This is a genomic window from Lysobacter enzymogenes, assembly GCF_900106525.1.
Taxonomy (GTDB): Bacteria; Pseudomonadota; Gammaproteobacteria; order Xanthomonadales; family Xanthomonadaceae; genus Lysobacter; species Lysobacter enzymogenes.
In genome coordinates, this window is sequence record NZ_FNOG01000002.1 from 72,526 (window position 1) to 95,680 (window position 23,155).

At 70.3% G+C, this 23,155-nt stretch carries 21 protein-coding genes and 2 pseudogenes; 14 read left to right on the forward strand and 9 right to left on the reverse strand.

What is annotated here, in order from left to right:
* Positions 1–143 precede the first annotated feature (143 nt).
* The 6 genes and pseudogenes from BLU84_RS04600 to BLU84_RS28240 form a co-directional block, all read left to right on the forward strand.
* Complete coding sequence (locus BLU84_RS04600) at positions 144–758, forward strand: GNAT family N-acetyltransferase (RefSeq protein ID WP_074863474.1); 615 nt, start codon at positions 144–146, stop codon at positions 756–758.
* Positions 755–1,555 carry a septum site-determining protein MinC gene (minC, locus tag BLU84_RS04605; RefSeq protein ID WP_074864603.1) on the forward strand — a complete coding sequence of 267 codons (801 nt, stop codon included), beginning with the start codon at positions 755–757 and terminating at the stop codon, positions 1,553–1,555. Before BLU84_RS04600 ends, minC begins: the two co-directional genes overlap by 4 nt.
* Before the next feature lie 25 nt (positions 1,556–1,580).
* A complete protein-coding gene (gene minD / locus BLU84_RS04610; RefSeq protein WP_074863476.1) occupies positions 1,581–2,390 on the forward strand; it encodes a septum site-determining protein MinD in 810 nt (269 codons plus the stop codon).
* Positions 2,391–2,394: 4 nt separating this feature from the next.
* Positions 2,395–2,667 (forward strand): cell division topological specificity factor MinE, encoded by a 273-nt coding sequence (gene minE / locus BLU84_RS04615; protein WP_074863478.1) that lies wholly within the window; start codon positions 2,395–2,397, stop codon positions 2,665–2,667.
* Between the two features lie 153 nt (positions 2,668–2,820).
* Complete coding sequence (locus tag BLU84_RS04620; RefSeq protein WP_074863481.1) at positions 2,821–3,294, forward strand: hypothetical protein; 474 nt, start codon at positions 2,821–2,823, stop codon at positions 3,292–3,294.
* 149 nt (positions 3,295–3,443) lie between these two features.
* A pseudogene (locus tag BLU84_RS28240) lies at positions 3,444–3,581 on the forward strand (DUF6053 domain-containing protein); the annotation flags it as partial.
* A 232-nt stretch (positions 3,582–3,813) separates the two neighbouring features.
* Here the strand turns inward: BLU84_RS28240 and BLU84_RS04625 are convergent.
* A complete protein-coding gene (locus BLU84_RS04625; RefSeq protein WP_074863482.1) occupies positions 3,814–4,194 on the reverse strand; it encodes a hypothetical protein in 381 nt (126 codons plus the stop codon).
* A gap of 517 nt (positions 4,195–4,711) precedes the next feature.
* On the opposite strand from BLU84_RS04625, the gene BLU84_RS04630 reads away from it, so the two are divergent.
* Positions 4,712–6,748 (forward strand): M2 family metallopeptidase, encoded by a 2,037-nt coding sequence (locus BLU84_RS04630; RefSeq protein ID WP_074863485.1) that lies wholly within the window; start codon positions 4,712–4,714, stop codon positions 6,746–6,748.
* A 278-nt stretch (positions 6,749–7,026) separates the two neighbouring features.
* Positions 7,027–8,556: an amidohydrolase family protein gene (locus BLU84_RS04635; protein WP_074863486.1), complete on the forward strand. Its 1,530-nt coding sequence runs from the start codon at positions 7,027–7,029 to the stop codon at positions 8,554–8,556.
* Positions 8,557–8,750: 194 nt separating this feature from the next.
* Here BLU84_RS04635 and BLU84_RS04640 read toward each other — a convergent pair whose 3' ends face one another.
* Positions 8,751–9,533 carry a helix-turn-helix domain-containing protein gene (locus BLU84_RS04640; protein WP_074863488.1) on the reverse strand — a complete coding sequence of 261 codons (783 nt, stop codon included), beginning with the start codon at positions 9,531–9,533 and terminating at the stop codon, positions 8,751–8,753.
* A gap of 108 nt (positions 9,534–9,641) precedes the next feature.
* On the opposite strand from BLU84_RS04640, the gene BLU84_RS04645 reads away from it, so the two are divergent.
* From BLU84_RS04645 to BLU84_RS04665, 5 genes are all read left to right on the forward strand, one after another.
* The gene (locus tag BLU84_RS04645; protein WP_074863490.1) at positions 9,642–10,541 is read left to right on the forward strand and encodes a DMT family transporter; all 900 of its coding nucleotides are present in this window, start codon (positions 9,642–9,644) and stop codon (positions 10,539–10,541) included.
* Between the two features lie 324 nt (positions 10,542–10,865).
* Positions 10,866–11,516 carry a peroxiredoxin family protein gene (locus BLU84_RS04650; protein ID WP_074863492.1) on the forward strand — a complete coding sequence of 217 codons (651 nt, stop codon included), beginning with the start codon at positions 10,866–10,868 and terminating at the stop codon, positions 11,514–11,516.
* 177 nt (positions 11,517–11,693) lie between these two features.
* Positions 11,694–11,915 carry a hypothetical protein gene (locus BLU84_RS04655; protein WP_074863494.1) on the forward strand — a complete coding sequence of 74 codons (222 nt, stop codon included), beginning with the start codon at positions 11,694–11,696 and terminating at the stop codon, positions 11,913–11,915.
* 452 nt (positions 11,916–12,367) lie between these two features.
* A complete protein-coding gene (locus BLU84_RS04660; RefSeq protein WP_074863496.1) occupies positions 12,368–15,691 on the forward strand; it encodes an nSTAND1 domain-containing NTPase in 3,324 nt (1,107 codons plus the stop codon).
* Between the two features lie 16 nt (positions 15,692–15,707).
* The gene (locus BLU84_RS04665) at positions 15,708–16,226 is read left to right on the forward strand and encodes a hypothetical protein (protein ID WP_233431074.1); all 519 of its coding nucleotides are present in this window, start codon (positions 15,708–15,710) and stop codon (positions 16,224–16,226) included.
* A gap of 103 nt (positions 16,227–16,329) precedes the next feature.
* Here BLU84_RS04665 and BLU84_RS04670 read toward each other — a convergent pair whose 3' ends face one another.
* Positions 16,330–16,713, reverse strand: coding sequence for a ribonuclease domain-containing protein (locus tag BLU84_RS04670; RefSeq protein WP_074863498.1), 384 nt, complete (start codon positions 16,711–16,713; stop codon positions 16,330–16,332).
* Positions 16,714–16,847: 134 nt separating this feature from the next.
* Positions 16,848–17,231: a hypothetical protein gene (locus BLU84_RS04675; protein WP_074863500.1), complete on the reverse strand. Its 384-nt coding sequence runs from the start codon at positions 17,229–17,231 to the stop codon at positions 16,848–16,850.
* A gap of 485 nt (positions 17,232–17,716) precedes the next feature.
* On the opposite strand from BLU84_RS04675, the gene BLU84_RS04680 reads away from it, so the two are divergent.
* A complete protein-coding gene (locus BLU84_RS04680; protein WP_074863503.1) occupies positions 17,717–19,147 on the forward strand; it encodes a hypothetical protein in 1,431 nt (476 codons plus the stop codon).
* A gap of 491 nt (positions 19,148–19,638) precedes the next feature.
* On the opposite strand, the pseudogene BLU84_RS28245 reads toward BLU84_RS04680, so the two are convergent.
* The 5 genes and pseudogenes from BLU84_RS28245 to BLU84_RS04700 all read right to left on the reverse strand — a co-directional run.
* A pseudogene (locus BLU84_RS28245) lies at positions 19,639–19,689 on the reverse strand (DUF6053 domain-containing protein); the annotation flags it as partial.
* A 6-nt stretch (positions 19,690–19,695) separates the two neighbouring features.
* Positions 19,696–20,049 (reverse strand): hypothetical protein, encoded by a 354-nt coding sequence (locus tag BLU84_RS04685; protein ID WP_139174664.1) that lies wholly within the window; start codon positions 20,047–20,049, stop codon positions 19,696–19,698.
* The gene (locus BLU84_RS04690) at positions 20,046–21,548 is read right to left on the reverse strand and encodes a hypothetical protein (protein ID WP_074863507.1); all 1,503 of its coding nucleotides are present in this window, start codon (positions 21,546–21,548) and stop codon (positions 20,046–20,048) included. The genes BLU84_RS04685 and BLU84_RS04690 overlap by 4 nt, the downstream gene beginning before the upstream one ends.
* 11 nt (positions 21,549–21,559) lie before the next feature.
* Complete coding sequence (locus BLU84_RS04695; RefSeq protein WP_074863509.1) at positions 21,560–22,318, reverse strand: PP2C family serine/threonine-protein phosphatase; 759 nt, start codon at positions 22,316–22,318, stop codon at positions 21,560–21,562.
* A gap of 11 nt (positions 22,319–22,329) precedes the next feature.
* Positions 22,330–23,010, reverse strand: coding sequence for a vWA domain-containing protein (locus BLU84_RS04700; RefSeq protein WP_074863511.1), 681 nt, complete (start codon positions 23,008–23,010; stop codon positions 22,330–22,332).
* Positions 23,011–23,155: the final 145 nt, after the last annotated feature.

The window sequence follows — 23,155 nt, forward strand, 5'->3', positions numbered from 1 at the left end:
AATGCATGCTAACGGTAGCGGCCCTCGCCCGGAGCCGTCCGAAAGTCATGGACCCGGGCGTTCGCCCCCCGGCCTCCCCCCGTGCGATAATCGCGGCCGCCGGCACGGATTGCGCGTCGGCTTGCAACTATCTGGAGCCTGGAATGTCGATCGTCGTCCGCGACGTGCGCGAGCACGAGCTGGATTCCGTCCTTGCCCTCAACAACGCCGCCGGGCCTGCGATCCTGCCGCTGGATGCGGCGCGTCTGCGTCACTTCTTCGATACCGCCGAATATTTCCGCGTCGCCGAACGCGACGGCACCCTGGCCGGTTTCCTGATCGGCGTAGGTTCCGCCGCCGGCCACGACAGCAGCAATTTCCGCTGGTTCCGCGAGCGCTATCCGGATTTCTTCTACATCGACCGCATCGTCGTCGCCAGCCGCCGTCGCGGCGGCGGCGTCGGCCGCGCCTTCTACGCCGACGCCCAAAGCTATGCCGAGCTGCGCTATCCGCAGCTGGCCTGCGAGGTGTTCCTGGAAGGCGGCAACGACCCGGCCCTGCTGTTCCACGGCAGCTTCGGTTTCCGCGAGGTCGGCCAGCACGTGATGGAAGAATCCGGCCTGCGCGCGGCCATGCTGATGAAAGCCCTGTGCAGCTACGAATGGGTGCGCCAGACCTACGGCGACGCCCTGCCCGAAGCCGCGTGGCTGACCGTTCCGCGCGTGCCGGCCGCGCGCCTGCACGCCGACGCGCCGCGCCCCACCGGGACGTGTTCGTGAGCGTGGCGGTGGATTACGAACAGGCCGGCGAACTCAAGATCGGCCAGGTCGGCATCGCCAACCTGCGCATCCGCACCCTCGACGTGCCGCGCCTGGTCGAGGAAATGCGCAGCCGCGTGCAGCGCGCGCCCAACATGTTCGGCCGCGCCGCGGTGGTGATCGACTTCGGCGGGCTCAGCCACACCCCGGATACCGCCACCGCGCAGGCCCTGCTCGAAGGCTTGCGCGCCGCCGGCGTGCTGCCGGTGGCGCTGGCCTACGGCACCAGCGAGATCGAAAAACTCTCGCAGGCGCTGGGCCTGCCGTTGCTGGCCAAGTTCCGCGCCGGCTACGAGCGCGTCGACGGCGCCGCGGCCGAAACCGCAGCGCCGGCGCGACGCGAAACCCCGGCGCCCGCGCCGGCGGCCGAGCCGGCCAAAGCGGCGCCGCGGCCTCCGGCCGGCGCGGCGGCCGTCGCGCAGGCTTCATCGGTAGGAATGATCCAATCCACTCCGGTGCGCTCGGGCCAGCAGATCTACGCCGACAACCGCGACCTGACCGTGCTGACCACGGTCGGCGCCGGCGCGGAAGTCATCGCCGACGGCTCGGTCCACATCTACGGTCCGCTGCGCGGCCGCGCCCTCGCCGGCGCGCAAGGCAACGCCCGCGCGCGGATTTTCTGCCGCGAGTTCCATGCCGAACTGGTGGCGATCGCGGGCCATTACAAAGTGCTCGAAGACATCCCCAAGGACCTGCGCGGCAAGCCGGTGCAGGTCTGGCTGGAAGACGAACAAATCAAGATTGCGGCGCTGGACTGACGCCGCACGAACGGAGGAACGAATTTTGACCGAGATTATTGTTGTCACTTCGGGCAAGGGCGGCGTCGGCAAGACTACGACCAGCGCCAGCCTGTCCTGCGGTCTGGCCCGACGCGGCCACAAAGTAGCGGTCATCGACTTCGACGTCGGCCTGCGCAACCTCGACCTGATCATGGGCTGCGAGCGCCGCGTGGTGTACGACTTCGTCAACGTCGTCAACGGCGAAGCCTCGCTCAAGCAGGCGCTGATCAAGGACAAGCGTTTCGACACTCTGTTCATCCTGGCCGCGTCGCAGACCCGCGACAAGGACGCGCTGACCAAGGAAGGCGTGCAGAAGGTGCTTGAAGACCTCGCCGCCGAAGGCTTCGACTACATCGTCTGCGATTCGCCGGCCGGCATCGAAAAAGGCGCGTTCCTGGCCATGTACTTCGCCGACCAGGCGGTGGTGGTGGTGAACCCGGAAGTGTCCTCGGTGCGCGACTCCGACCGCATCCTGGGCCTGCTCTCGTCCAAGACCCGCCGCGCCGAGAACGGCGAGCGCGTCAAGGAGCACCTGCTGCTGACCCGCTACCACCCCAAGCGGGTGGAAACCGGCGAGATGCTCAGCATCGGCGACGTCGAGGAAATCCTCGGCCTCAAGACCGTCGGGGTGATCCCGGAATCCGGCGACGTGCTCAACGCCTCCAACAAAGGCGAGCCGGTGATCCTGGAAACCGAATCCGACGCTGCTCAGGCTTACGACGACGCCGTCGCCCGCCTGCTCGGCGACACCCGTCCGATGCGCTTCACCCAAGTGGAAAAGAAGGGCTTCTTCAGCAAGATTTTCGGAGGCTGAGCTCATGGGTCTGTTCGACTTCCTGCTGGCCAAGAAGCAAACCGCCGCGGTCGCCAAGGACCGCCTGCGGATCATCGTCGCGCACGAGCGCGCCGGCCGCGGCGGCCCGGATTATCTGCCGATGCTGCAGCGCGAACTGTTGGAAGTGATCCGCAAGTACGTCAACGTCGACGTCGAAGCGGTCAAGGTCGATGTGGTCAAGGAAGGTCAGCACGACGTGCTCGACATCTCGGTGGCGCTGCCCGACGCGCCCGGCTCGACGCCGGCGCAGGCCTGACGCACAGGCGGCCGACCTCCCGGCCGCCCCGCGTTTTTTCGCATCCACGCAATCCCCTTGTAGGAGCGGCGCAAGCCGCGACCGCGAAACCACCGATCGCGCCGCAAATATGAGGTCGCGACCGCGACCCTCACCACCCCGCCTCTTCGCCACATGCTCCTGCTCGCCGACATCGCCTTCGACGCCGCCGCCGCCCTGCTCGCCCGCTACGGGCTGACGCTGGAGCGCGTGCCCGCCGGCGCGGCGATCCCGGGCAGCTACTGGGGCGACAGCGAAGCCGGCATCATCGCCAGCCGCGTCTACGTGCGCGACGACACGCCGGTGCATTCGATGCTGCACGAGGCTTGCCACCTGATCGTGCTGCCGCCGCAGCGGCGCGCCGCGGTGCACACCGACGCCACCGACTCGATCGAAGAAGAGGACGCGGTGCTGGTGCTGCAGACGGTGCTGGCCGACGCCCTGCCCGGCGTCGGGCGCGAGCGCATGTACGCCGACATGGACGCGTGGGGCTACAGCTTCCGGCTGGGCTCGGCGAAGGCTTATGTCGAGCAGGATGCGGACACGTCGTGGCGCTGGCTGGCCGAGCGCGGCCTGGTCGCGTTGCCGGAACGTACGCTGGCGGCGTAACGGCATAATTCGCGCAGCTGCGTTCGCAGCCTGCGCATCTGCGGTGCGTGCTTCTGTAGCAGCTCCCGTTCGGGAATCCCCGCTTTTGTGCGGGGCGCGCTTGTGGGAGGGGCTTCAGCCCCGATGCTCTCCGCTCGGATCGCGACAGCGCGGCCATCGGGCACAAGAGCGTCGGGGCTGAAGCCCCTCCCACAAGAGCGCCTCCTACAAGAGCCGCTCGCACAAGGGCGTCGCCCCATGACATCGGGCGAACGGGCACGACGTGGACTTCGGAGCGCGACCGCTGAAGCCTCAGCGGGCAAGTCGCATGCAAGCCGGCAATGCGCGGCGCATCGCCACGAGCGGCCACCGACGCCCTCCCTGGCGCCGACGCCATTCAAACGGTGCGGAGCGGCTATCCCCATAACCGGCTCCGGCGGGTACTGCCTGCATTGCGTGTTGCGCGTTGCGTGTTGCGTGCTTCCCTTCCCCTGAAGCGCCATCCAGGCGCCACTCTCCCCGAGTTCTTCGCCGCCGCGCTCAGTGCGCGGCGAGGCGGTCGCGCCGTTGCGAGGCCGTCGGCGCGGCCAGTTCCGGCAGCGCCACGGCGCGGTCGACTTCGACCTCCGCTTCGCTGACCGGATCGGGCAAGGCGCGCGCGGCGCTGCGGTTGGGGCCGGCGTCGGCCGGGCCGTTGATGACCACCACGCCCACCGCGGCCATCGTCAGCAGGGCGAACAGCGCGATGCGCACGAGGCGGCGGGCGAACGGGCGGCGGCTGCGCACCGGCGCTTCGGGCTCCTGGGTCCAGCTCAGGTCGGCGCTGAACAAGCGGGCGCCACCCTCGCGTCCGCGCGGCGGCAGCGCCGTCAGCGTGGCCGTGTGCAACTTGCCGTTAGCGGAGCCCAAGGTCGGTTTCATGCCTTATCCGTTGCAGCCAATACGCGGTGCCGAAGTCCCCACCCCGGCGCGGCCAGCCGACCAGCGGCTGCCCTTGGACGTCACTTTTTCCGTTTTCGCGTCACAAATCAAATCCGTTTTCGTGACAAACGCCCGCCCTGACCGCTCACGCGCTGTTCCCCAGACTGAACGAAACCGCGACCTAAGCCGCGAGCGTTGCGTCGATGCGATGTGAATACCGAATATTTAACAATCTAACCGGTTACACAAAACAAATTCTTAACTTGTTTTCGCGAACCTGTCAGCAGTTTGTCGTAGATAAAACGCCCGAATCGGCCAAAGAAACTAATTTGGCGTGCTTCATGTAAACGCTTTCATCACCACAACTGTGCCGGATTTGCGCAAACCCGTCTCAGCATGTGCTGCGCGGCACGCCGTCTCCGCCCGGCGTCGCAGTGCGGCTTGCGCCATCCCCACCTGCCCTCTAGCCTTCCGGTTCGCGCGCCAAGCGCGACACTTTTTACTGGAGAGAGCACACATGAAACCTGTCCGCGCCTTATTGGCGCTCGGCGTCGCTGCGGCCGTGTTCGGCCTGGCCGGCTGCAAGAAGGAACCCGCCCCCGCCCCGAGCGCCAACGCCCCGGCCGCCGCGCCGGCCGGCGAGACCGCGGACCAGTTCATCGCCCGGGTCAACGACGAATACAAGAAGATGTATCCGGAGATGACCGCGGCGCAGTGGCTGTCGTCGACCTACATCAACGACGACAGCCAGTTGCTCTCGGCCAAGGCCAACGAGCGCTACCTCGGCCAGCTCAACAACTGGATCGAGCAGTCCAAGAAGTTCGAAGGCCAGCCGATGTCGCCGGCCACCGCGCGCGCGATCCAGTTGCTCAAGATCGGCACCGCGATGCCGGCGCCGAAGGATCCGGCCAAGCTCGCCGAGCTGACCCAGATCGCCACCCGCATGGAAGGCATGTACGGCTCGGGCAGCTTTTGCAGCGGCCCTGGCGACACCGATTGCCGCCAGCTCGGCGAACTGGAAGACGTGCTGCGCAACAGCCGCGACTACAACGCCCAGCTCGACGCCTGGAAGGGCTGGCACACCATCTCCAAGCCGATGCGCAAGGACTACACGCGCTTCGTCGAACTGGTCAACGAAGGCTCGCGCAATCTGGGCTACGCCGACACCGGCGAGCTGTGGCGTTCGGGCTACGACATGAGCCCGGCGGAACTGTCGGCCGAGACCGACCGCCTGTGGGGCCAGGTCAAGCCGCTGTACGAACAGTTGCACTGCTACACCCGTTCGCGCCTGGAAACCAAGTACGGCAACGACAAGGGCCAGGTCGCCGGCGGCCTGTTGCCGGCGCATCTGCTCGGCAACATGTGGCAGCAGGACTGGGGCAACCTGTGGGACGTGCTGGCGCCGTACAGCGAGCAGCAGGCCGGCAGCCTCGACATCAACGCAGCGCTGGCGCGCCAGTACCAGCAGGCGCTCGACGCGCAGCAGGCCAAGGGCGGCGGCGAAGGCGCCAGCGCCGCGCAGCAGGCGCAGGTCGAAGTCGACGCCTCGCTGGCCAACGCCAAGCGCATGACCGAGCGCGCGCAGGACTTCTACGTGTCGCTCGGCATGCCCAAGCTGCCCGACAGCTATTGGGCCAAGACCCAGTTCGTCAAGCCGCGCGACCGCGACGTGGTCTGCCACGCCAGCGCCTGGGACATGAACATGAGCGGCGACGTGCGCACCAAGATGTGCATCAAGCCGAACGAAGAAGACTTCACCACGATCTACCACGAGCTCGGCCACGTCTATTACTACCTGGCCTACAACAAGCAGCCGCCGCTGTTCCAGACCGGCGCGCACGACGGCTTCCACGAAGCCATCGGCGACACCATCGTGCTGGCGATGACGCCCAAGTACCTGTCCTCGATCGGCATGGTCGCCAACCCGCAGCAGAGCCAGGAAGCGCTGATCAACGCGCAGATGCGCATGGCCCTGGCCAAGGTCTCGTTCCTGCCGTTCGGCCTGATGATCGACCGCTGGCGCTGGGGCGTGTTCGACGGCTCGATCAAGCCCGACCAGTACAACAAGGCGTGGTGGGAACTGAAGGCCAAGTACCAGGGCGTGGCGCCGGTGGAAGCGCGCGGCGAAGAGTTCTTCGACGCCGGCGCCAAGTACCACGTGCCGGGCAACACCCCGTACACGCGCTACTTCCTCTCGCACGTGCTGCAGTTCCAGTTCTACAAGGCGCTGTGCGATGCGGCCGGCTACAAGGGCCCGCTGTACGAGTGCAGCTTCTACGGCAACAAGGCCGCCGGCGCCAAGTTCGAGGCGATGCTGAGCAAGGGCGCGAGCCAGCCGTGGCAGCAGACCATGAAGGAACTCACCGGCGGCGAGAAGATGGACGCCTCGGCGGTGCTGGAATACTTCGCGCCGCTGCAGACCTGGCTCAAGCAGCAGAACGAAGGCAAGAGCTGCGGCTGGCAGGCCTCGGCGGCGGGCGCTGCGGCGCCGGTGTCGCCTGCGGCCAAGCCTGCGGCGAAGAGCGAGGCGCCGGCCAAGCCCGCCAAGGGCTGAGCCGCGGTTTCCAGGCAATACGACGGGCCGGCGCATGCCGGCCCGTTTTTTATGCGCGGCGAAAAGACACGTTTTTCGTGACTGCTACAACTCGACGAACCGTTGCGCCGAAAGCGCGCCGACGTTCCCCGCCCGCCTTCCGGCGCCGGCTTGCGCGCCGAAACACCCGATCCGATCCATCACCTCCGCCCGACCCGGTACTGGCGCGCGGCGCGGCGGCGGCCGATGATCCGGGCCTGACCGGCGGCCTCCCGCCGCTGCCGACGAGCCCGCTCCGCATGACCGCTTCCCGCCCAATCGCTTCCCACCGCATCGCCCCGCGCCGCACCGCGCTCGCCCTGTTCGTGGCGGTTTTCGCCGCCGCCGGCGCGCACGCCGCCGAGCCGGTCGACCTGCTGATCCGCCACGCCAACGTCGTCGACGTGATCGCCGGCAAGCTGCGCAGCGACCGCCTGATCGCCGTGCGCGGCGATCGCATCGTCGCGGTCGAGGCGGACGCCAAGGCCGCGCGCTTCGCCGCGCAGCGCAGCATCGATGCGAGCGGCAAGTACGCGATCCCCGGCCTGTGGGACATGCACGTGCACTTCGGCGGCGGCGACAAGCTGATCGAAGAGAACAAGAACCTGCTGCCGCTGTACGTCGCCCACGGCATCGCCGCGGTGCGCGATGCCGCCGGCGACCTCAGCCCGAGCGTGTTCGAATGGCGCGACGCGGTCGCCGCCGGCCGCCTCGACGGCCCGACCATCTTCACCTCCGGGCCGAAGCTGGAAGGCTACAAGTCGATCTGGCCCGGCGACATCGAAGTCGGCAGCCACGCGGAGATCGCCAAGGCGCTGGACCAGTTGCAGGGCTGGAAGGTCGACTTCGTCAAGATCACCGACAACACCTTGTCGCCGGAACTGTTCATGGACGCGCTGCAGCAGGCGCGCGCGCGCGGCCTGCGGGTCTCGGCGCACCTGCCGTTCGTGCTGCCGGTCGACGAGGTCAGCCAGGCCGGGCTGAGTTCCATCGAACATATCGAATACGCGTACAAGGCCGGCTCGTCGCAGGAAGCGCAGATCAGCGCGATGGTCCGCCGCGGCGAGATCGACAGCCGCGAAGGCTGGAACCGCATCCAGGCCAGCTTCGACCGCAAGACCGCGCTGGCCGCGTACCGGCGCCTGGCCCAGCGCGGCACCGCAGTGACGCCGACGCTCAACGGCAGCTTCGTCACCACCTATCTGGACCGCGACGATCACAAGAACGACCCGTACCTGCAGTACATCGGCCCTGGGTTGCAGGCGACGTATGCGTGGCGGGTCGAGCGCGCGGCCAAGGACGACGCGGCCGCGATCGTGCGCCGGCACGAGCGCTACCAGCGCAACGCTTCGATCCTGCCGCTGCTGCAACAGGCCGGGGTCAACATCCTGGCCGGCACCGACGCGGGCTTCCTCAACTCGTTCAACTACCCCGGCGTCGGCCTGCACGACGAGATGCAGCGCTTCGTCGAAAGCGGCCTGACCCCGCTGCAGACGCTGCAGGCGGCGACCATCAACGGCGCGCGCTTCCTCGGCCAGGACAAGCAGCACGGCTCGCTCGCGGCGGGCAAGGCCGCGGACATCGTGCTGCTCGATGCCGACCCGCTGCGCGACATCGGCTCGACGCGCAAGATCGACACCTTCGTGCTGCGCGGCCAGGTGCACGACCGCGCGGCGCTGGATGCGATGCTGGCGCAGGTGCGCGGAGAAGTGGCGGCGCAGCGGGCGGCGGATGAGGCGGCGAAGGCGGCGGACGCGGCCAAGGCGGAACCGGCGGCGGCGAAGCGCTGAGGCTTGCGAGCTTGCTGAGCGGTTGCGGCCTTCGCGGGAACGGGCGGGGTTCGCCGTAGCTGCATTGTCGCGGTCGCAGCTCGCGCAGCTCCTACAAGAGCTCCCTGTAGGAGCTGCGCGAGCTGCGACCGCGAAAACCGGGCTACGCCGCAACCCGCGCCAGACCCGGACATCCGCCTCGCGACACCCGCCACCTAGCCGCTCTTCGCCCCGCGGAACCTCTGCGGCGTCGTCCCGCTGAACTGCTGGAACATCGCGATGAACGCCGACGCGCTGGCATAGCCCATCTGCGCGGCCACCTGCTGCACGCTGCGCCCCTGCTCCAGCAGCGGCAACGATTGCTGGAAGCGCAGGCGCTGCCGCCATTGCGCGAACGACATCCCCAACTCGTCGCGGCAGCGCCGGCTCAAGGTGCGCTCGGTCGTGTGCACGCGCTGCGCCCATTGCGCCAGCGTGGTGTTGTCGCCCGGGGCGTGCTGCAACGCGTCCAGGATCGGCCCTAGCAGACGGTCGTCGCTGTGCGGGACGAAGCTCAGCAGCATCGGCGTGGCCAGCAGCTTGTCGATCAGCACCCGCGCCAGGCGCCGGTCGGCGGGCGTGTCGGGGATCTCGATGCCGCGGTCGAACAAGTCCTCGACCCCGGCCAGGAACAGCGGATGCAGGCGCACGATGCCGGGCGCGGCCGGCAGCGCCGGGGTGTAGCGCTCGGCGATGTTGATCAAGCGGCATTTCGCTTCGCGCCGGTTGTGCGAGGTGTGGTCCATGCCGGCCGGGATCCACGCCGCATAGCCCGGCGGCGCGAACAGCGGCTGGCCCTCGACCACGAACGACATGCTGCCGGATTCCACGAACGCCAGCTGGCCCCAGGGGTGCCGGTGCAGCGCGCTTTCGGTATCCACCGCCAGCGCCTCGTAGCGCAACAGCAGCGGGCCCGGTAATGAACGGTAGGGGTAATGGAACTGGCGGCTGCGGCGCATTTGTCCGGGGTTCGCTACGGCGTGTCGGGTTATCGGCATTTGCCGGCTACCCGACATTCTAAAATAGCCTGCCCCCACGTTGTACCCGTTGTACGAAGGATGTCTGCGATGCACCTGTTACTGCCGATCCTGGCCACCCTGATCTGGGCCGGAAACACGATCGTCAGCAAGCTCTCGGCCGGCGCGATCGAGCCGGCGGCGATCTCGTTCTACCGCTGGCTGGTCGCGCTGCTGGCGCTGACCCCGTTCCTGCTGCCGCGGGTATGGAAGCTGCGCGCGCAGGTGCGGCCGTACTGGCGCAAGCTGGTGGTGCTGGCCGCGCTGGGCATGGTCCTGTACCAGTCGCTGGCTTACTTCGCCGCGCACAGCGTCAGCGCGATGACCATGGGCCTGGTGGTGGCGGCGATCCCGCCGATGACGATGCTCATCGGCATGGTCCTGCTCAAAACCCGGCCCTCGCCGGGCATGCTGATCGGCGCGGCGGTCTCCTTCGTCGGCCTGACCTGGCTGCTCAGCGGCGGCCATCCGGCGCGGCTGCTGCAGCAGGGCCTCGGCCGCGGCGAGATGATGATGCTGCTGGCGGCGTTCTCGTACGCGTTGTACGGCGTGCTGGTGAAGCGCTGGGCGCTGCCGATCCCCAACGGCGAATCGCTGTACCTGCAGATCCTGTGCGGCACCGTGCTGCTGTTGCCAGGCTTCGCGCTGGCGCCGTCGGTGGCGCTGACCGCGCACAACCTGCCGCTGGTGCTGTACGCCGGCATCCTCGCCTCGACCCTGGCGCCGTGGTTCTGGATGCACGGCCTGCTGCGCCTGGGCACCGACAAGACCGCGGTGCTGATGAACCTCACCCCGGTGTTCACCGCGCTGCTGGCGGTGCTCTTGCTGGGCGAACCGCTGCAGCTGTACCACTGGATCGGCGGCGGCCTGACCTTGCTCGGCGTGGCCGTGGCGCAGGCGCTGAAGCAGAAGCCGGCGCCGGTGCTGCAGGTGCGCGAGTGCGCGGGTTGAGCGTCGCCAGGCGATAAACCCAAGCCCCTGCAGGAGCGGCGCGAGCGGCGACCGCGACACCGCGCTTGCGTCGCAAGCCGACTGTCGCGGTCGCAGCTTGCGCAGCTCCTACAGCCGCGAACGAACCATCCGAAGCTCCCTGTAGGAGCGGCGCAAGCCGCGACCGCGACACCGCAACCACTGCGCAACTCGCCAGCCCGCAGCGTCACTGACACGCCGCCTGCCACCCGCTTCGCGCACCGCCCGCAACCGCCCCGCTCCGCCGCGTTCGCCCTGTGAGCCGCGTCAAGTTCGCCATCTGCGCGCGCTGCTAGGGTCGCAGCCATGTCGTCGCCACCCGACAGCGCTGCCGAACCCAATCCGCGTCCGCCCTATCTGTTATGGGCGGCGCTGGCCTTGGCCAGCGCGCTGGTGGTGGCGCTGGGCTGGCAGGTCATGCAGTTGCGCGAAGGCCAGCGCTGGTTGGTCGAGCGGGTCGATCGCCCGTATGTCGGCATGTTCGTGCCGAAAGTGGCCGCCACCGCGCTCGACGGCCGCGCGCTGTCGCTGGGGCAGCCGCAGGGGCGGCGCCAGGTGCTGTTCTTCTTCAACACCACCTGTCCGCATTGCCGCGCCTCGCTGCCGCAACTCAAGCTGGCCGCGCGCGAGCTGCGCCGCCACGACGGCGTCGAACTGATCGGCGTGGCCTTCGCCCGCCCCGAGCAGGCCGCCGCCTATGCGCGCGAACACGCGCTGGAATTTCCGCTGGCCGCCGTCGACGACGACCGCCGCACCCTGGCGCTGTTCCGCGCGCGCCGGCTGCCGTCGCTGTTGGTGATCGACGGCGACGGCCGGGTGCGCTATCAGCGCGTTGGCGAACTCAACGGCAAGACCCCGTTGCACGAATTGCTGCGCGCGGCGGCGGAAGCGCCGGCGCCGGCGCGGCCCGATTCGAACCCGACGGCCTCGAACCCGACAGCGATGGCCTCGCGCTAGCCGCGAAGCCGGCGACGCGGACGCGGCGCGCGCCACGGCGCGGCGACGGTTCCGCGGCGTCCACGCGCAGGGCGCGACCGCGGCGACGCGGGCGAGCCCACCGCCACGACGGCGCTCGCGCCGTCGGGCATCGCCCGCCGCCGCGAGGAACGTGGCGCTAACGACAGGAGCAGTGCGATGAATCAACGCAAGCGTGGTGCCCGGATCGCCTTCGCGGCGCTGCTGTTCTGCGCCGCGATGGGATTCGGCGCGCTCCAGGTGGTCGCCGGCAACGGCGCCGCACCGGCGCAATCGGACTATTGCGACCACGTCTCGTGCCGCGCCGAATGCCCCGGCTTCGGCGGCGACCTCGGCCCCGGCGGCCCGGGCCGCCCGGACGTCTGCTATTGCTGCGGCTGATCCCCCTCGGCCGCAAGCCTGTGCCGGCCGCGGGGGGTGGCCCCCGGCCGGCTTTTTTTTGATCGACCCACCCTTGCGCGCATCGCGCCGCGACCGCCTCGCCGCCGGCTATCCGCACGTTCGTGCCGCGCACGTGCGCACCTCCTCGCCAGCGCCGCCCGTCGCGCGCCCGCGCGCGTTACGCAAAACGCGACCGCGAGCGGACAAGCGCGACGACGAGTTTGCCCATACTGCGAACGCACGAGGCGGTTGCACATCCGATACAGACGCAGACCACAAGGTTTGTTAGTTTGCGCACTGCAACACCCCGCCCGACGCCGCGAAGGGGCGCGACGTCCACGGCGGCCTCTCGCCCGATGCGCGCTGCGCATCGCGGCTGCGGGGCGCGCATGAGGCTTCATGCGGACATCGGCCCCGACGACTGAAGCAACGAAAGGCGAGCGGACGCTGCGATGCCCCAACGCGTCGATCGGATCAAGAACCTGGCCAGCGTCTCGCAGTTCCGCATCGGCGCGCTGCTGGTCCAGCCCGACCGCCTGGCGATCGTGCGCGACGGCCAGTCCACCGCGCTGGAACCGCGCATGATGGAGGTGCTGATCGCGCTGGCCGAACGCGCCGGCGAGGTGGTCAGCGCCGAGCAGTTGCTGATCGAAATCTGGCGCGGCACGTTCTACGGCGACAACCCGGTGCACAAGACCATCGCCCAGTTGCGCCGGCGCCTGGGCGACAGCAGCCGCGAACCGGAATTCATCGAGACCATCCGCAAGCGCGGCTATCGCCTGGTCGCGCCGGTGAGCTTCCCCGACGACTACCGCAGCGGCCTGCCGCGCGCGGCGGCGTGGACCCAGGGCAGCCCTTACGTCGGCCTGCGCTCGTTCGACCAGGACCACAGCGGCGTGTTCTTCGGCCGCAGCCGCGCCACCGCGGAACTGCTGGCGACGCTGCGCGAACAGATCGACAACCAGCGCCGCTTCGTCCTGGTCGCCGGCGCCAGCGGCTGCGGCAAGACCTCGCTGCTGCGCGCCGGGGTGCTGCCGCTGCTGCGCCAGGACGGCGGCTTCGACGGCCTGCACGCGCTGGCCAGCGCCTACTTCGATCTGGGCGCCTGCCGCGGCGGCGACCTGCTGGCGCGGCTGGCGGCGGCGCTGTGCGCGTGGTCGCTGGACGGCCGGCCGGTGTTCCTCGACGGCGAAGCGCAGTGGCTGGAACAGCAATTGCGCAGCGCGCCCGAAGCGGTGCGCGCGCGCATCGACGACGCCTTCGCCCGCCGCACCGCGCCGCTGGCCGAACGCGCGCACCTGCTGTTGGTGGTCGACCACGCCGAAGCCGCGGTCGCCGCGCCCGGCATCGGCGACGCCGACCGCCGCGACTTCGGCGCCGCGCTCGACGCGCTGTGCTCGAGCCCGCGCGTGGCCGCCATCGCCATCGCCCGCAGCGATTTCTATCCGGCGCTGGTGGAGAAGGTGCCGGGCCTGGCCGAGCTCAAGGCCGGCGACGGCCACATCGACCTGCTGACCCCGCGCATCGGCGAGATCGGCCAGATCATCCGCGCGCCCGCCGCGCTGGCCGGCCTGAGCTTCGAGGAAGACCCCGACAGCTCGCTGCGCCTGGACGACCTGCTGCGCGACGCCGCCGCCGAACATCCCGATTCGCTGCCGCTGCTGCAGCACACCTTGCAGGCGCTGTACGAACGCCAGGGCGACGGCGGCCTGCTGCGGCTGGCGACCTACCGCGAGCTCGGCGGCCTGGAGGGCGCGCTGGCGCACCGCGCCGAGCAGGTGTTCGCCGAACTGCCGGCGAGCGCACAGGCCAGCCTGGAGCGGGTGCTGGAGGCGCTGATCGTGATCCGCCCCGACAGCGACTCGGTCACCGGCCGGCGGGTGCCGTGGTCGAGCCTGGACGGCGCGGCCGCGCGCGAGCTGGCCGAAGCCTTCGTGCGCGCGCGCCTGTTCGTCGGCGAGCTCAGCGGCGGCGAGCCCGGCTTCGGCGTCGCCCACGAAGCGCTGCTGCGGCAATGGCCGCGCGCACGCGAGTGGACGCGCGAGAACCGGCAACTGCTGCAGGCGCGCGAACGCCTGCAACGCGCAGCGCGGCGCTGGGCCGCCGAAGGCCGGCGCAACGATCACCTGCTCAATCCCGGCCGGCCGCTGGCCGAGGCGCGCGAAGCCGCCCGCCGCCTGCCCGACCAGCTCGACGCCGACGACCTGCAGTTCCTGCACGCCTGCGAACGCCAGCAACGGCGCAAGCAATGGCTGCGCGCCGGCGCGATCGGCGCGCTGTGCGCGCTGGCGCTGGTCGCCACCGGCCTGGGCCTGCAGGCGTGGCAGGCGCGGCGCGAGGCCGAGCAGCGGCGCGATCAGGCGCAGACCTTGGTCGCCTTCATGCTCGACGACCTGGCCGAACAACTGCGCCCGCTCGGCAATCTGAAACTGCTGCGCAGCATCGCCAACCAGTCGCTGTCCTATCTGGAGCGCATGCCGGAAACCGACATGCAGCCGCGCGAACTGGTCAGCCACGCGCGCGCGCTGCGCACGGTCGGCGAGGTGCTGCTGGACCAGGGCAAGTTCGACGACGCGCGCGTCGCCTTCGAGCGCGCCCACGCCGCTTCCGCGCGCGCGCTCGATCAAGAACCGCAGTCGCTGGAAGCGCTGGCCGAGTCGGGCACCACCGCTTACTGGCTGGGCTATCACGACTACAAGCAAAAGAAGTTCGACGCCACCCGCACGCACTGGCAGGCCTATCTGCACGCGTCCGAACGGCTGGTCCAGCGCGCGCCGGACGATCCGCGCTGGCGGCTGGAGCTGTCCTACGCGCTCAACAACCTCGGCACCCTGGCCTACAGCGGCCAGCGCCTGGACGAGGCCGGCGAGCTGTTCGCGCGCTCGGCGGCGATCAAGCGCCAGTTGCTGGCCGACAAGCCCGACGACAGCAACCTGCGCTACGAACTGGTCGACAGCCTGTCGTGGCTGAGCAGCGCGCAGGACGCGCGCGGGCTGCTGGCCGAAGCCGCGCAAGGCTACGCCGCGCAGACCCAGATGCTGCGCGAACTGGTCGACAGCGAGCCCAACGCCGACGAATGGCGGCGCAAGCTGGCGACCTCGCTGCTGCGCAGCTCGGTGCTGGCGCTGGACCGCGGCCAGACCGAGCAGGCCGAGCGCGAGATCGCCGAGTCGGTGCGCATGCTCAAGAATCTGTCCGAGCAGCAGCCCGACAACCAGACCTGGCAGCGCAACCTCGGCCACGCCTACGCCCACGCCGGTTGGGTCGCGGCCATGGCCGGCGCGCGCGCGAGCGCGCTCGAACGCCTGCGCGCGGCCCAGCGCACGCTGGCGCCGATCATGCAGGCCAAGGACCGCCCGCCGGAATGGCGGCTGCTGGACGCGACCGTGCGCCTGCGCCTGGTCCAGGCCGATCCGCTGGCCTCGGCCGAAGACGCCGACGCGGCCATCGCCGACCTGCAGAGCCTGCACGAAGGCGCGCCGGCCGACCTGCCCAACCGCTCCAGCTTCGCCCGCGCGCTGGCCTGGCGCGGCGAGCGCTACGCCGCCGCCGGCGAAGCGGCGCGCGCGCGCGTCGACTTCCAGCAGGTCGATCGATTGCTGGCGCAATTCGCCGCCGACACCCGCGACCGGGTCGTGCTCGACGCCTGGAGCCGCGCGCAGGTGCGCCTGGGCGCGCGCACGCACGCCGCGCGCCAAATCGCCTGGCTACAGCGCGCCGGCTACCGCCATCCCGGTTTCGTAGCGCTTTACGAAACCGCTCCCCAGCCACCATGACCGACAGGAATCCATCATGGCCAAGAAAGACTCCGCCAAGCCGGCGGCCGTATCCGACAAGAAGCGCAAGCGCCCCACGCCGTGGGACGGCCAGTACCCGGTGCGAAAGATCGAGCTGACCGTGGCCCATGTCGGCTTCGGCGGCAACGCCGGCAGGGGACATTATTTCTACAGCTTCGCGCCGGACGTGGTGACCTTCCAGCAGCCCGGCGGGCTGTGGATCGAGTACGCGTTCGAAGCCCAGGTGCCGGACCGTTTCGAGATCCGCAACGTGCTGACCTCCGACGCCAAGGACCAGATCGGCCCGCCGGTGTTCGACCCGTCGGAGAAGGACCCCGACTACCGCCGCCGCGTGTATCTGTTCAACCGCAACACCGAATCGACCCTGATCTTCTTCACCGTGCTGGTCCGCGACAGGCTCAGCAACTACAACGACGTGGAGCTGATTTCCTGCGACCCGCAGGTCGGCAACGATCCGCAGATCGTGCCGGGCACGATCAAGGGCGAGAAGCCCAAGAAGTCGAAGAAGGGCTGAGCCCCGCGGCCGCGGGCGGCGTTCGCGCCGTCCGCGGTCGAGCTGCGGCAGCGGGACGGCCGCCGCAGCGAACGCCCCGCCGACGCGACTTGCGTCGCCGCGCTCAGTTGGTCGAACAGAACGTCACGTAGTGGTCCGGCGAGTAATAACGCGCGTTGATCACCTTCTTCGTGCCGTCGGTGACCAGGTACACCAGGCGGCGCTGGCCGGCCGCGCCGGTGGCGGCGCGGATCTTGCCTTCCCAATACAACTGCCCGCGGCCGGCCGCCGGCAGCCTGCCTTCGTTGTTGGAGAAGATCTGCACGTCCAGGCCCATGCGGCCGCAGTCGGCCAGCGGGTTGGCCATGGTGATGCAGACCGACATGTCGCGCTTGGCGTCGCGGATGTCGGGCGGCAGGCTGCCGCACGCGGGCGGCGCGGCCGCCGAAGCGGCGGCGGCGACGAGGCACAGGCTCAGCGCCGACACGGCGCGGGTGGCGAGGTTCATGGCGATACTCCTGGGTAGTGGAACCGCCGCGGCGATGGCCGCAGCGACGGCGGGCCGGTCGCCCGCCGTGGACCGGCGGACTCGTCCCGGCATCGAAAGAACGGCGGCGCACCCGCGCCGCCGTCCGCGCGCGCTTACTTGCCCGCGACCTGGCAGAAGCTCTTGAAGTTGTCGTCGGTGAAGTAGCGCTTGGCGACCGGCTTGCCCTTGGCGCCGACGGCGACGTTGTAGACCAGGCCCTGCGGCGAACCCAGCAGCGCCGGCGAGGCGCGCCAGTACTGCGCGCCGATCCCGCCCAGCGGCGGCAGCAGGCCCTGGGCGTTGTCGTAGACGCGGGCGTTGAGCCGGTACTTGAGGCAGGCCTTGGCCGGGTCGGCGGCGTGCACGCAGATATTGAAGTCGCGCACCAAGGCCTCGGGCGGGGCGGTCTTGCACGCCGGCGGGTCGCCGGCCAGGGCGGGCGCGGCGGCGCACAGCAGGGCGGCGGCCAGCGACCACTTCACAAGTTGGACGTTCATGGGTTCTCTCTCTCCGAAGAAGGTGGGCCCGCGCGGGCCCGGCCCGGAGGCGGTCTGCGCGAGGCGGCCGCTAGTGCCGCGCCGCCACCTTGGCCGCGCCGCGGCGGCCGCGCCTTCCGGCAACCTTACGGTCGCGTCCGGGCCGCGCCCGGCTCGGGCCGGACTGTGTCGCACCGCACCCGCGCCGGTGAGGCCCGGTAGAGCCGCCGTGAGCGGGCGGCGAAACTGGGTGAGCGCGCGGCCGCGGCGCGCGTGCGATCCGCCCGGTCCGGGCGTCGCGCCCGCCGCAACCTGACGGAACTCATCACAACCCATTGAAATTAAAGAACTTCGTGCTCCGTAAGGTTGCCGTAAGGCGCGGCCGCGGACGCCGCGCGCAGCCTGCGCGGCAACGGATCGCCGCACGCCGCGCTCCGCCGTCGACGCGCCGCCGGGCGCGCGGCCACCGGCGCGCACGCCGCCCCGCGGCGAGGCAGGAGCGCAGCATGTCCGCATACGAGCCCCCCTATTCCCACGTCGGCGAAGCGTCGACCCCGACGCTGGAGTCGCCGGACGAAGAGGTCGGCCCGCTGTCGCAGTTCCGCCACGGCGCCCAGGACCGGCGCCTGCTGGAGCTGGCGCGACTGGACGCGGGCCTGGCCGCCAATGCCGACTTCGACGACAAGCCCTGGGGGCTGCTGTACCGCGCCCTGGTCGATTCGATCGGGCTGTCGCCGGACGACTTCCAGCTCGCCTACCCCAGCGCGCCGTGGGACTGGCCGTGCCCGCAGGAAGGTTTCATCCACGCCGCCCAGTACGACTTCTGCGCCACCGCGCCGCAGTGGAGCGCGATCGGCGCCTACGTCTCCAGCGGCGACACCGTGCACCAGGCGTACCAGCAGTTCCTCAACACCGCGCTGGCCCAGACCGACTACCGCAGCCTGCGCCAGCACCTCAACGACGCCGACGACGCCCTGACCACGGCGACCAACCAGTACACCTTGGCCACCACCTCGGCCGCCTCGGCCTATGCGGCCCAGGTCGAGGACAACCAGCCCAGCTTCACCCAGTGGCTCGGCAGCGCGCGCGGCCACGGCCACCAGACCCGGATCGTCGCCGCGCAGGTGGCGATGAACCGGGCCCAGGCGCACTACGCCGCGCTGGTGGCGCAGTGCCAGTCGCCGGAACTGGGCCAGGCGCAACGCCGCTGCGGCGACGAGCGCTTCCACGTGCGCCTGTCCGACCTCAACCTGATCCGCATGCCCAAGGTGCCGGACTGGCGCCTGGCCCAGAGCAGCGACGACTGGGTCGCCCAGGTCGAAGCCGGCCGCGGCCCGGCCGGGGTGACCCTGGGCTTCAGCAACCGCGAGGCGCCCTACGACTTCGCCCAGACCTGGGCCGGCCGCCGCGGCCGCATCCGCCAGTTGTTCTGGCAGGTGCGCATCAACGGCCGCTGGGAGCGCATCGACGAATTCGAGTTCGACAACAAGCTCGAGCTGTCGCTGGACTTCCAGGCGGTGGACACCATCGCCATCCGCCCGGGCGAGTGGTTCGACGGCGACTTCGCCCGCTCGATGATCGACGGGCCGTTCATGCCCGGCTACAGCGCCTTCGGCGGCGACAGCGTGGAAACCCGCGGCCAGCCGGTGTTCGGCGAGCGCGGCTTCTTCGGTTTGATCAAGAGCGGGCTGTGCGTGGGCTACCGGCCCTCGTTCGCGATCCGCACCACCACTTCGACCTTCCGCCGCTTCGTCGATCCGTTCAAGGCCGCCACCGCGCTGCGCATCGGCCCGTTCGTGTTCGAAGCCGAAGGCGGCAGCCTCGCCGCCGGCTGGAAGGCCGACCCGGCGACCCAGACCTTCACCGGCGCCACCACCTCGCGCAGCCCGCTGATCCTGGGCGCGACGGTGGCCGAACTGCCCAACGCGGCCGGCTGAGCGCCGCGGCGAAACCACGCCGCCGGCGCGAGGCCGGCGGCAGCAGCAAGCATCGGCTCGTCCGGTTAGCGACCCCAGCGCGAACCGGGCACAGCATCCGCGGCGGATCGCCCAGCGACGCGACCGCCGCACGGGCCGATGGGGAACCGGCTTGCAGGAGCCGGTTCCGGCGATCCGGCCGGTGCGCGCCTGTCAGGGGGCAGGCGCGCACCGGTCGGGGCTTGCGTTGTCGGGGCGCGGCAGGCGCTGGAGTCGCGTTGGGGATTCGCGCGGCGGCGCCGATACGTTGCGCGGGCATCTGCGATGCAGAGGTGGAGACTGCGTTGTCGGAGCCGACAGCGTCGGGCCTGAAGGCCCTCCCACAAGAGAGCATCGGGCCTGAAGGCCCTTGCCTAAAAAGCTTCAGGCCTGAAGGCCCTCCCACAAAGAGCTCCAGGCTTGAAGGCCCGGCCACAAGAGGCGGCCTGAAGGTCCGCGCGCTCGGCGACTCGCTATTTTGTGGGAGGGCCTTCAGGCCCGACGCTTTTGGCTCCGCTCGCCGCGCAGCCTCAGCGCAACTGCGCCACCGCGATCACCAGCCACGCCACCGCCGCGACCGCGGCCATGATCCCGGCATCGAGATCGCGCTCGCGCCATGCGCGCCAGCCCACCACCGCCAGGCACGGCACGCCGGCCGCGACCACGCCCGCGCCGAACCAGCGCGCGCCGGGCTCCTTCTGGCCCGAGCCGAGCAGATAGCCGAACACGTCCATCGCCCACATCGGCAGCGAGAACATCCACGCCGTCAGCGGCGCCAGCACCAGGATGGTGAAGAACGCCAGCACCAGCGCCTTGACCAGGGCGAAGCGGGTCGGCACGTGCATGTTCCAGCGATAGCGCTGGTTCGACCGGCGCCATCTCATGAGCGCGACAACCTGCGCGGGATCGCGACCAGGAACACATAGCAGACCGCGATGAAGGCCATGCCCAGGAAGGTCAGCAGGATCGAGTTGGTCCAGCGGTCCAGCGGCGTCGCCGCGGCCGCGCGCAGGCTCGCGTAATAGCCCTGCGCATGCTGCATCAGCCAGCCGAACGCCAGCGGCGCGGCCAGCGCGGCCAGCGCGCGCACGCGCCCGGGCAGACGCGCGCGCCAGCCGCTGCGCGACGGCGCCGGTGCGGCCGGCACTTGCGGCGGCGCGTAGTACGGATTCCATTGCGGCGGCGGCTGCGGCCGCGCCACCCGCAGACGCGGTTGCGCGGTCGACGCCGGTTGCGGCGTCGCCGCGGTGCGCCACCAGCCCAGGGTCTGCGGTTGCGCGCGCGCGGTCGCGATCGCGGCGGCCGCGCGCGGCGCCGGACGCGGCCGGCTCGCGGCCTTGCGCGCGGTGGCGTTGAGCAAGTCGTGGCGCACGCACGCCGCGCAAGGTTCGCCGGCGTAGTGCTGATGCTCGCGGTTGCGATCGCAGATCACGATCAGCCCGCGCGAGGGCTGGGCGTAGGCGCGCAGCGTCTCGCTCCATTCCGCCGAGCTCGGCCGCCGCGCCGGCTCTTCGCCGAACGCGCGGTCGAACAGATCGCGCAGCCCGCGCGGCATCAGCGCGTGGCCGCTGACCGGGTTCGGCGCCATCATCGGATTGCCGCGCTGCGAATAGGCGTAGCAACGTTCGCGGATGCGCCCGGGCACGTCGGTCGGCACCCGGTCGTAGGCGGGGCGGCCGCTGTAGGGATGGATGCCGAAGTTGAGCAACTGGAAGATCACCACCGCCAGCGCGAAGCGGTCCTGGGTTTCCTCGCCGGCCTCGTCGAGCGCGCGGATCTGATACTCCGGCGCCAGATAGTCGGGAGTGAACTGCGGCGCGTGGAAGCGGCCGCCGCGGCCCTGGATGCTGAAGCCGTCGCAGTCCAGCAGCGCGATGTACAGCGAGGCGCGGTAGAAGCGCAGGTTCACCGGCTTGAGGTCGACCACGTAATGGTGCTGCGCGTGCAGCGCTGCCAGCACCGAGGCCAGGTTCGCCGCCAAAGTGACCTTGTGGCCCAGCCCGACCGGTAATCCGGCCGCGCGCGCCTGGCGTTCCTGCAGGATCTGTTCGACCTCGTTGGTCGACTGCACGTCCAGCGCCGGCATGGTGAAGCCTACGAAGCGGCCCTGCTCGTCGCGCACGCTCGCGTCGGGCCAGGCGATCTGCACGTAACGCTTGCCGCTTTCGTACTGGTCGGGCAGCTTCGGGCGCAGTTGCAGCATCGCCTCGATGCGGTCGGTGTAGCTCGGCGGATCGACCCGCGCGTGGTAGATCTTGGCCACGCTGTGCGGATCGTCGGCCAGCAGGTACACGCTGCCGGCGCCGCCGCTCTTGATCAACGGCCCCAGGCGCGAACGGCGCGAGCCGATCACGATGGCGCTGCCGGTGGTGAGGCTGCTCATCGCCGGCGTTCTCAGGCCCGCAGCGCGATCAGCAGGGTCTTGTCGTCGGAGGTGATGCCGTGCGTGCGCGGATCGGCCAAGGTGCCGTGCAGCGCGCGGCTGCCCTCGGCCTCGTCCACCGACGCCAGATAGCGCGCCACCGGATCGATGAACGGCGCGTACAGCGCGGCGTTGCCGCGCGTCATCGCGAACGGCATGGCCCCGTCGGACATCAGCGCCAGGCGCGCGGTCGGCGCCGGCACCTCCAGCACCCGCAACTGCTCGCGCCAGCTTTCGCCGGTGACGAACCAGGTTTCGTTGGCGTACTCGCCGTTGGCCGGCAACGACACCACCGCGTCTTCGTCCGCGTCGGCCGCCTCGGCCACGCCGATGCCGTCGCCGATGTGCAGGAACCAGCCGCGCTGCGCGTCGCCGGCGTAACCGACCACGGTCGCGGCGTAGTCGCCGAGCGCGCGGCCGTCGGCCTGCGCGCGCTCGACCACGCTCGCGCGCGCCTGCGCCACCGCCTCGGCGGCGGCTTCGAAGAAGGTCTCGCGCGGTGCGTCCAGCAACTGCGGCTCGCCCGCCAGGCGCTCGCCCAGCGCGCGCGCCAGCCCATCGGCGATCAGACGCGCGCCGATGTCGCTGTGCGCGGCCGAACCGGCGCCGTCGCAGACCACCGCGGCCAATACATCGCCGCTGACGTGGAAGGCGCAAGCGTCCTGGCACGGAATGCCTTTGTCCAGGTGCGAGCTGCCCACCGCCGATGCGGCATAGATCCGCCAGCCCATGCGCGCCCCGCTCAGGTCGGAACCGAGGACCAGGTGTCGGTCGAAGGCAGCTGCGCAGCGCCGCCCGGACGCGACTGCGAAACCACCTGCATGCTCGCGCTGAGCCACAGGAACAGCTCGCGGAACTGCAGGCCCTGCAAGCGCTTGACCCCGCCGGGGCCCTTGCTGCTGAACTGGCTCATGATGCGCTCGTCGCCCTGCCCGACCGCGATCGGGAAGATCGCGACCTTGTTCGCGGTTTCCGCGTCGCGCGCGCGCTGCGCGGCGGCTTCCCAGGCGTCGGTCGGCGCGCCGTCGGACATCAGGAACAGCCACGGCCGGGTGTAGGCCACGCCGGCGGCCTTGAAGCGCTGCTTCTCGTTCTCGACCTCGCCCAGGGCCAGGTCGATCGCCCGCCCGGTCGGGGTGGTGCCCGCCGCTTCCAGCACCGGCGCGGTGAAATCCATGGCATCGCACCAGTCGCCGGCCAGCTCGGCCTGATCGAAGCCGCCGTAGCGCACCACCAGCACGCGCACGCGCTTGGCCGCGATGACGTCGCTCTTGAGCTCTTCTTCCAGCAGCTTCAAGCCTTCGTTCAGCTGATCCATCGGCGCGCCGGTCATGCTGCCGGAGCAGTCCAACACCAGGACCAGCGGGGTGCGCTGCTCGGTGTTGTCGACCAAGGCGACGTCTGGGATGGCGGTCTGATTCATGACATTCCCTTGCTTTGACTGAACCGGGAGTATGCCAGCGCCGGGCCGCAGGTGGCCATCGCGCACGCTGGCGACGCGAACGCCGGCACAGGTCGGCGCCGCGGTCGGCGAACCGTCACCGCACTGCCATACGCCCGCAGCACGC